Origin of the sequence: Novosphingobium kalidii, from assembly GCF_040534015.1 — a bacterium.
GTDB lineage: Bacteria > Pseudomonadota > Alphaproteobacteria > Sphingomonadales > Sphingomonadaceae > Novosphingobium > Novosphingobium kalidii.
Map to the genome: position 1 here is coordinate 633,616 of NZ_JBEWLY010000013.1, position 7,779 is coordinate 641,394.

A 7,779-nucleotide genomic window follows, 5' to 3' on the forward strand; every position below is an offset into this window, starting at 1 on the left:
TCACCATGTCCAGACCATCCGGTCGGCTGCTGTTTGCAGCTTTGATCGTGCTCGTCGGCGTCAACCTGCGCCCCTCGCTCGCGTCCATTGGGCCGCTGCTCGACCAGATTCAGCGAGACACTGGCCTGGACGACACCAGCGCTAGCCTGCTGACAAGCCTGCCGGTCCTGCTCATGGGCCTGTGCCTGCTCGGCACCGGGTGGGTCCATGCGGTGTTGGGCCGTCGGGGCGGTGTCGCGGCGGGGCTGACGGCGCTCGTCTTCGCTGGACTAACTCGGTGGCTGTGGCCGACGGCCCCCGCCTTGCTGGCGAGCGCTGTGGTCGGCGGCGTGGGCATTGCTGTGGTGCAGGCGCTGATGCCCGCGACCATCCGGCACCGCGCAGACGCCCAGACTGCAACGCTGATGGGCTTCTACTCCACCGCCATCATGGGGGGAGCGGCGCTTGCCAGCTTTGCCGCACCGCGCATTGCGCTCGCTCATGGCTGGGCGGCGGCAACGGGCATGTGGGCGCTGCCCGCAATCATCGGCTTGGTGATCTGGTGGCTGGCGACAGACAGTATGGACGAGGTCTCGCCCGCGAAGCAGGTAAGTTCGGTATCACGCAGCCGCAGGAGTTGGCTGTTGCTGTCCTTCTTCGGCCTTAGCACGGGGGCCTATACGCTCGTCCTCGCCTGGTTGCCCCCGTATTATACCGGATTGGGCTGGCCGGCGAAGGATGCCGGGACCCTGCTGTCCGCCCTCACTCTTGCCGAAGTCGCGGCCGGCATCGGCGTCGCCATGGCCGTCGGCCGATTCTCTGACCGGCGACCGATCATCCTACTGGCCATTGGCGCTCTGATTGCAGGGCTGCTCTGCCTCTCTCTGGCACCGTTGCCTCTTGCATGGTTCGCGGCCCTGCTCTGCGGCCTGGGCATCGGCGCCCTGTTTCCCCTCGGCCTAATCGTTGCCATGGACCATGGCAGGGATGCGGCGGAAGCCGGGTGGATCGCCGGGTTCGTGCAGGGCGGCGGCTACGTGCTGGCTGCCCTCCTTCCCATGATCGCTGGAGTTCTGCGGCAGCATTTTTCCGACCTCACCCCTGCATGGTGGTTGATGGCCGCCCTGTGCCTCATCCTAGCGCTCATGGTCGTCCAACTGCGGCCCGGCGCACACCTCACCTGAACCCTCGAAAGGAGATGACCATGGCCTTTTATACAATGCAGGGTCGCACAAATTACTATATCAGCGCCGGGGATGGACGCCCGGTCCTTGTGCTCCACGGCATCAGCAATTCAGGCCGGGCTTGGGCACCGCAGGTGCCCGCCCTGATGACAGCCGGTTATCGGGCGATCGTGCCAGACCATGCGGAGCATGGCGCATCGGGCACATTGTCGGCGCCGTTTGGCGTGAAGGACATGGCCGATGATACAGAGGCGCTGATAGCTCAACTGAGCATCGACAAGTTCGATCTCGTTGGCCTCTCACTAGGAGGGATGGTGGCGCTCGAACTTGCGCTGCGCCATCCGCAGCGTGTTGGCCGCCTGATCGTCGTGAACAGTTTCGACCGAACCGCAACGCCGGAGTTTAGGGCCATGGCCGAAGGGTGGGCCCGTACTTTCCAGCAGCCCCATGGTCCGGTCCTGCGCCTGGAGCAGAACTGGCCCTCGCTGGTGTTGCCGGGCTTCCAGGAGACGGCAGACGGGCTGCGTACTCGGCAAGTCTGGCACGGCGTTGCCGCAAGCGCCGATGGCCCATCGCTAGCTCATGTCGCGCGCGGCATCACCAATTTCGACGCTGCGGACCGCATCGGGGGTCTGGCCATGCCGGCCCTGTTCATCGCGGGCGAGTTGGATCGCATGTCCCCGCCCGAACTCAGCCGCGCTTTGGCCGAACGTGCGCCACACGGCGCATATCGATAGATCGAAGGAGCGGCGCATATCGCCAATGTGGACAGCGCCGATGACTTCACGCGGATCATGCTGCACTTCTTGAGTGCTGTCCGTCCTACTGCTGCTCCTTTATAAGATGTGGCGATGGGCAGTTCCTGATTAGGAACATAGAGAGGGAAGTCGGTTCCGCGATCCGGCGGAACGCTGGCAGCGGACGCAGTTTTCCCAAAATCTGTTCCCAATTGAGTTTTCCCGAAATTGTCCGATCTTGACGGAGAAATGGGAAAGCCTTGAGTGTCGTAAAACACATGGTTTTCGTCTGTCGGTGCTTCTCCCGACAGATCGCCTATCAACGAGGGTCACCCGTCCGACATGCACTTACTTGCTTCTGATAATCATTCGCAGTAAGGTCGGATTGACACAGGTTGGGTAAGGGCGGGGTCATATGAAGTTTCGGCAAGGTCTGCGCATTTCGTGCGTGTTCACGGGGTTGACGTTCAGCGCAGCGGCTCAGGCCAACGAGTCCGACGAAGACCAACAGCGCGCCGACATTATCGTCACAGGATTGCGAGACGGCTATGTGCCGCAGGATACCTCTGCCGCGAAGGTTGCGCTGCCGCTTCGTGATATCCCCCAGTCTATCGCGGTCGTGCCCGCCGAGGTCCTACGCGACCAGCGCGCACTGTCGCTCCAGGATGCCGTCAGGAATGTGCCCGGCGTCACTCTCGCCTCGGGCGACGGACAGCGGGACGAGTTCAGAGTACGCGGTTTCACGGCCATCGCCGATCAGTTCGTGGACGGCTTCCGGGACGACGCCCTCTATTATCGCGACCTGTCGAACGTCGATCGGGTCGAGGTCATCAAAGGACCGGCGGCGGTGCTCTATGGCCGAGGATCGTCGGGTGGCCTCGTCAATCGCGTGACCAAGAAGCCCGATGGCAACATCACCGCCCTTGTCCTATCGGCGGGCTCCTTCGACAGCTATCGGGGCGAGCTGGATGTCGGTCGCCTCGATCAGACTTCGAATGTCGGGTTCCGGCTGACGGGCGCCATCGAGGACAATGGCAGCTTCCGCGAGCAGCAGTTCCTCAAACGCTTTGCGCTGGCCCCGTCGCTGCTGATCGGCAGCGGACAGGATACGACCATCCTGCTCCAGGCCGATTACATCAATGACCGGCGCTTGATGGACCTGGGCGTCCCGGCACTGAATGGCCGTCCCGTCGATGTGCCGCGCTCCACCTACTACGGCGCCGCCAACGCCCGTGACGCCGACCTGGCGCATTCGGAGGTGCTGTCGCAGCGGATGGCCGTGACCCACCGTTTCTCCGACACGCTCAGCCTGCGTAACGGGTTCAACCACTATCGCTACACGCTGGACCGGCAGAGCACGATCCCTTCGGCGGTCGATCCGGTCGCGCAGACGGTGACGCTCGAGCACAGCCGTTTCGACCGGGACGAGGAAGGCTGGTCCAACCAGACCGAACTTACCCAAAAGCTCAATCTGCTCGGGACCGCGCACACCATCCTTTACGGCTTCGAGATCGCCCATCAGAGCAAGGGGAGCCAGCGTTTCGCGGGTCGAACGGTCGCGGTCACGTCGATCTTCGATCCCATCCTGCCGGTGGTCGATAATGACAGCTTCAACACGTTCACCGACAATAGCGTTACGCGCCTCGATACGCGCGGCCTCTATGTGCAGGATCTGATCGACTTTGGGCATGGTATCAAGGCGATGCTGGGCCTGCGGCATGACTGGTTCATTCAGAAGACCGACAGGCGTCTGCCCGGCCAGACCGATCTGGCCCGGACCGATCGCAACTGGAGCCCGCGCGCCGGATTGCTGTTTCAGCCCGATGCGGCCCAATCCTACTACGTATCGTGGAGCCGCAGCTTCCAGCCTTCGGCCGAGACCTTCGCGCTGGCGGCCAACAACACCGATATCGAACCGGAACAGACGACCAACAAGGAAGTCGGCGCGAAATACACGCTGTTCGGGGGGCGGCTGTCGGTGCAGGCGGCGGCCTTCATCCTCCGCCGGACGGGCATCAAGGGCACCGATCCCGTCACGCAGCGCATCTTCCCGATCGGCACGCAGCGGACGCGCGGTGTCGAGTTGTCCGCCACTCTCGACCTGCCGGAAAATTTCCGCGCGATCGCGGGCTATGCCCATCTCGACACGCGCATCACGGAATCGGCGACTCCAAGCCTGGTCGGCAAGCGCGCCACACTCACGCCGCTCAATTCCGCAAGCCTCTTCTTCACCAAAACGATTGCCACCCGTTATGGCTTTGGCGGTGGGATCAATTATGTCGGCGATCGCTGGGCTGACCCTGCCAACACGACGGTGCTGCCGTCCTATGTGACGTTGGACGCCCTTGCATGGGCGCAGGTCGGTCCCGTCCGGCTCCAGCTCAACGCCTACAATCTGACCAACAAGCGCTACATCATCGCAGGGCACGGCACCTCGCCGATCCTGAACCTTCCCGGTGCGCCGCGCTCGGTTATTGGGACTGCCCGTTTCAGCTTTTGACGCGTTGCGGAGAAGCATGGCGGAAAACCCCCGAAATGATGTTCTCGGACGCTTTTACATTCCGACAGTGTTTTTCGGACGTTATGGGTCAACGGGATCCAAGCAATAGCGTGCGTGCGAGGGAATCCGCCGAGGCACGGCTGCCGCTGTCGGATTTCATGTGATTGCCGACGCCTTCCCGAGATCGTGGTACTCTGCTTGCATCGTCTTGCTCGATCTAGCCCAGTCGGCTCGGGAAATCACATATCGATCGATGCGGATAGCGACGCAGTCCGTGGTCCGCCTTGAAAGAAAGTGCCGAACGAGGCGACTCCGGTCCAATATCTATGGTTGATGACGTTCGATACGGCTGCCCGGAGCGTCACTCGCCGCTGGGCTACATCGACCACCTGGCGTACGCCAAGGTCGAGGCGAGTCCAGGCAGGCAATTCCTGTCTGTTCGCCGCATCCACGAATTGCCGACCGGTATGGACGACTGCCGCGTTCAGATTGAGGCCGGCCGCCACGGGCAGATCCCAATCGACATTGAAGTTAAATTGCACTTTAGGAACACCTATCGGAGTGTTGCCCTTGTTGGCGGACAGCGCTGTGCGGGTCAGTTCGCCATCGAGCAAGGTCAGCCCGCCTAGAATGCCGAGCCTTGAAGTCACTCGGCCATAAGCCATGAATTCCAAACCCTGGACGCGCTGTTCGCCCGTCTGGGCGAAGACATTATCTTGTCCCAGTTCGCCCAGTTGGCGGGTGATGCGAAATGCACTGATCGATCCGCCTATTTGGCCGAAGTCGAGCTTGATGCCGCCTTCAAGTTGGCGCGCCAGGTAGGGCGCAAGTATTTCACCGGAGTTGGTGGCGAGGGACGGCGCGACGTCGCCCCTGCTTAGTCCCTCGACATGGTTGCCATATAACGACACACCCTTGGCAGGGCGCAGTACAAGCCCGAGGAAAGGCGTGGTGGCGCTCCTGTCGTAGGAAGCCGAAAGTGTCCCGACATTGGCAAGATAGTTGTTCGCGCGGATATTCTGCCGGCGCGCGCCGATGGTCAGCAGGATGCGTTCGTCAAGCGTCGACAGCGTGTCGGCGACCGAAATGCCTTTCAGCGCACTATCCGACAGTCGAGGCCGATAACCAAGTTCGACGGGGGCCTTATAGAGCGCACGGCTTGGGTTATAAAGATTCGAGGTATAGGTGGTCGTAGCAGGTGAAAGATAGCGCGAGGTATCTTCATTGTAGTATGACCCTTGCAGCACAAGGGCGTGTCTAATCGGCCCGGTGGCAAATCGGGCGCGCAGCCCAGCCTCGAATGTGTATGTGTCGATCCGCATTTCATAAAGTTGTGGGGATGTTGTCGTATCACCGCGATTGTTCAGGATTGCGCGGGCCGAGGCGAAGTAACGATCGACGTCGCTTCGCCTAACGCCGGTCGCGCCGAATAGCGTCACTTCATTGGTGGCATCATATTCCATTCGGAATAGACCGCCATAGTCATCGATATTGGAGTATTCCCAGCGTTGGGTCGGGTTGCTGCGTCCGTTCGGCGCATTCGGGATGACGATGCCTGCCGCCGCACGATATGGGCGCAGCGGTGCGACCAAACGGTCGGTTTGAGTAAGCAGATGGAGCCAGGCCCGAACTCGTCCCCCCTGATAATCCAACGCGAGCGCGCCAAGGGCCGTCCGCTCCGACTGGTGGTCGAACGGCGTGTCGCCATCGCGTACCGTCGCGATCATCCGTACTCCCCATGCTTCCCCAGGGCCGAAGCGCCGAGCAACATCCCCTTGCACCCCGGCGCGTAGGCTTGAGCCGAAATCGAACGTGAAACTCGTCAGCTCAGCGTCCGCGCGCTTGGGGACGATATTGATCGTGCCGCCGATCCCACCATTTGGGGACACACCCGTAATCGCCGCCGAAGGGCCTTTCAGCACTTCGACACGCTCAGCATAGTCGGTGAAGATGCGAAAGCTCGGCGCAACGCCGAAGGTGCCATCGAACGCGATCTCGCCGCTGGTGCCCTCGTTGACTGGATAGCCGCGAATATAGAAGCTGTCGAATGGCGCGCCGACGCCCTGTGTGGCGCGAATGGACGGATCGAGCGCCAGTGCTTCGGAAGCTGTTTTCGCCTGGCGATCAAGGATGAATTGTTCAGTATAGCTGGACGTGCTGAACGGCGATTTTCCAGTCTCGGTATTGCCCAGCACCCCATTGCGAGCGCCGGCCGCGACCTTCCCACCGGGATAAGCTGGCGGGACAGATGTGTCCGTCCGATTGCCTGTTACGACGATGTCGCTGCCCCGGCGCTCTTCATCAAGGTCATTGGCCTGAACGGAGCTGCCCCAGACTAGCGCTAGGCACGCACCTGCGAGAACCGAATTTTGATGGAATGACATAGAGCTTCCCAAGGGACTAGCCCACCCCGGACCAGTTCCTAGAGTCACTAATGCGAATGACATGCAAAAGCAAACTGGCTCTTTGTGGCTTGAGTTGCCTTATGAGATCCACGCCACGTGCTCCGGGGCCTCATGGAGTAACGTAAAACAGGTAATTCCCGGCGTTACGCTGAATTTGGACGCGGCCGCAGGCGGTACTATGGGCAAGATATGAAATCGGTTCTTATCACGGGTGCCAGTCGAGGGATTGGACGGGCTACAGCAATCCGCGCCGCTCGGGAGGGTTGGTCGGTGGCGGTGAACTACCGAACCGATCGCATAGCAGGCGATGCCACTCTGGCCGCCATACGAGACGTGGGCGCGCAAGCTGTCCTTGTTCCAGGCGACGTCACCTCTGAAACCGACGTCGCTCGGATGTTTCGGGAAGCCGAATCGGCCTTGGGTGTGCTGACGGGTGTGGTCATAAACGCGGGGATCGTCGCGCCTTCGCTGCGCCTCGTGGATATGGACGTGGACCGGCTACGGCGCATGTTCGAGGTGAACGTGCTCGGTGCCTACCTTACCGCTCGCGAGGCGGCGCGAGTACTCTTGCGCGGCGCGGGGGGCGCAGGCGGCTCGATCGTTCTCGTTTCCTCGGCGGCGGCGCGTCTCGGCTCGCCCTTTGAGTATGTCGATTATGCCGGTTCAAAGGCCGCGCTCGATACTCTGGCAGTCGGGCTGGCCAAGGAGCTTGCGGAAGACGGCGTTCGGGTCAACTCGGTTCGCCCTGGCATTATCACAACGAATATTCACGCGAGCGGCGGACAGCCGGACCGGGCCGAGCGCCTGGGCTCCGGCACTCCGATGGGACGCCCCGGCCTTCCCGAAGAGGTTGCCGAAGCCATCGTTTGGCTGTTGAGCGACGCGGCATCCTATGTGACGGGCTCGATCCTCGACGTCAGCGGAGGTCGCTAGGGCCACGAAGCGGAGGGTGACGCGCGGCAATCAGGTGTTTT

At 61.8% G+C, this 7,779-nt stretch carries 5 protein-coding genes; 4 read left to right on the top strand and 1 reads right to left on the bottom strand.

Going from position 1 to position 7,779, the window contains the following annotated elements:
- Window positions 1–5: 5 nt before the first annotated feature.
- The 3 genes from ABVV53_RS09785 (at window position 6) to ABVV53_RS09795 (ending at window position 4,400) form a co-directional block, all read left to right on the top strand.
- On the top strand, window positions 6–1,163 hold the full coding sequence (locus tag ABVV53_RS09785; protein ID WP_353984187.1) for an MFS transporter: 1,158 nt from the start codon (window positions 6–8) through the stop codon (window positions 1,161–1,163).
- Between the two features lie 20 nt (window positions 1,164–1,183).
- On the top strand, window positions 1,184–1,900 hold the full coding sequence (locus tag ABVV53_RS09790) for an alpha/beta fold hydrolase (protein WP_353984189.1): 717 nt from the start codon (window positions 1,184–1,186) through the stop codon (window positions 1,898–1,900).
- 415 nt (window positions 1,901–2,315) lie between these two features.
- Window positions 2,316–4,400, top strand: a complete 2,085-nt coding sequence (locus ABVV53_RS09795) for a TonB-dependent receptor (protein WP_353984190.1) — start codon at window positions 2,316–2,318, stop codon at window positions 4,398–4,400.
- 239 nt (window positions 4,401–4,639) lie between these two features.
- On the opposite strand, the gene ABVV53_RS09800 is transcribed toward ABVV53_RS09795, so the two are convergent.
- Window positions 4,640–6,784 (bottom strand): TonB-dependent receptor, encoded by a 2,145-nt coding sequence (locus tag ABVV53_RS09800; RefSeq protein WP_353984191.1) that lies wholly within the window; start codon window positions 6,782–6,784, stop codon window positions 4,640–4,642.
- Between the two features lie 210 nt (window positions 6,785–6,994).
- Here ABVV53_RS09800 and ABVV53_RS09805 point away from each other — a divergent pair, with 210 nt between their 5' ends.
- On the top strand, window positions 6,995–7,738 hold the full coding sequence (locus tag ABVV53_RS09805; protein WP_353984192.1) for an SDR family oxidoreductase: 744 nt from the start codon (window positions 6,995–6,997) through the stop codon (window positions 7,736–7,738).
- The last annotated feature ends 41 nt before the right edge of the window (window positions 7,739–7,779 follow it).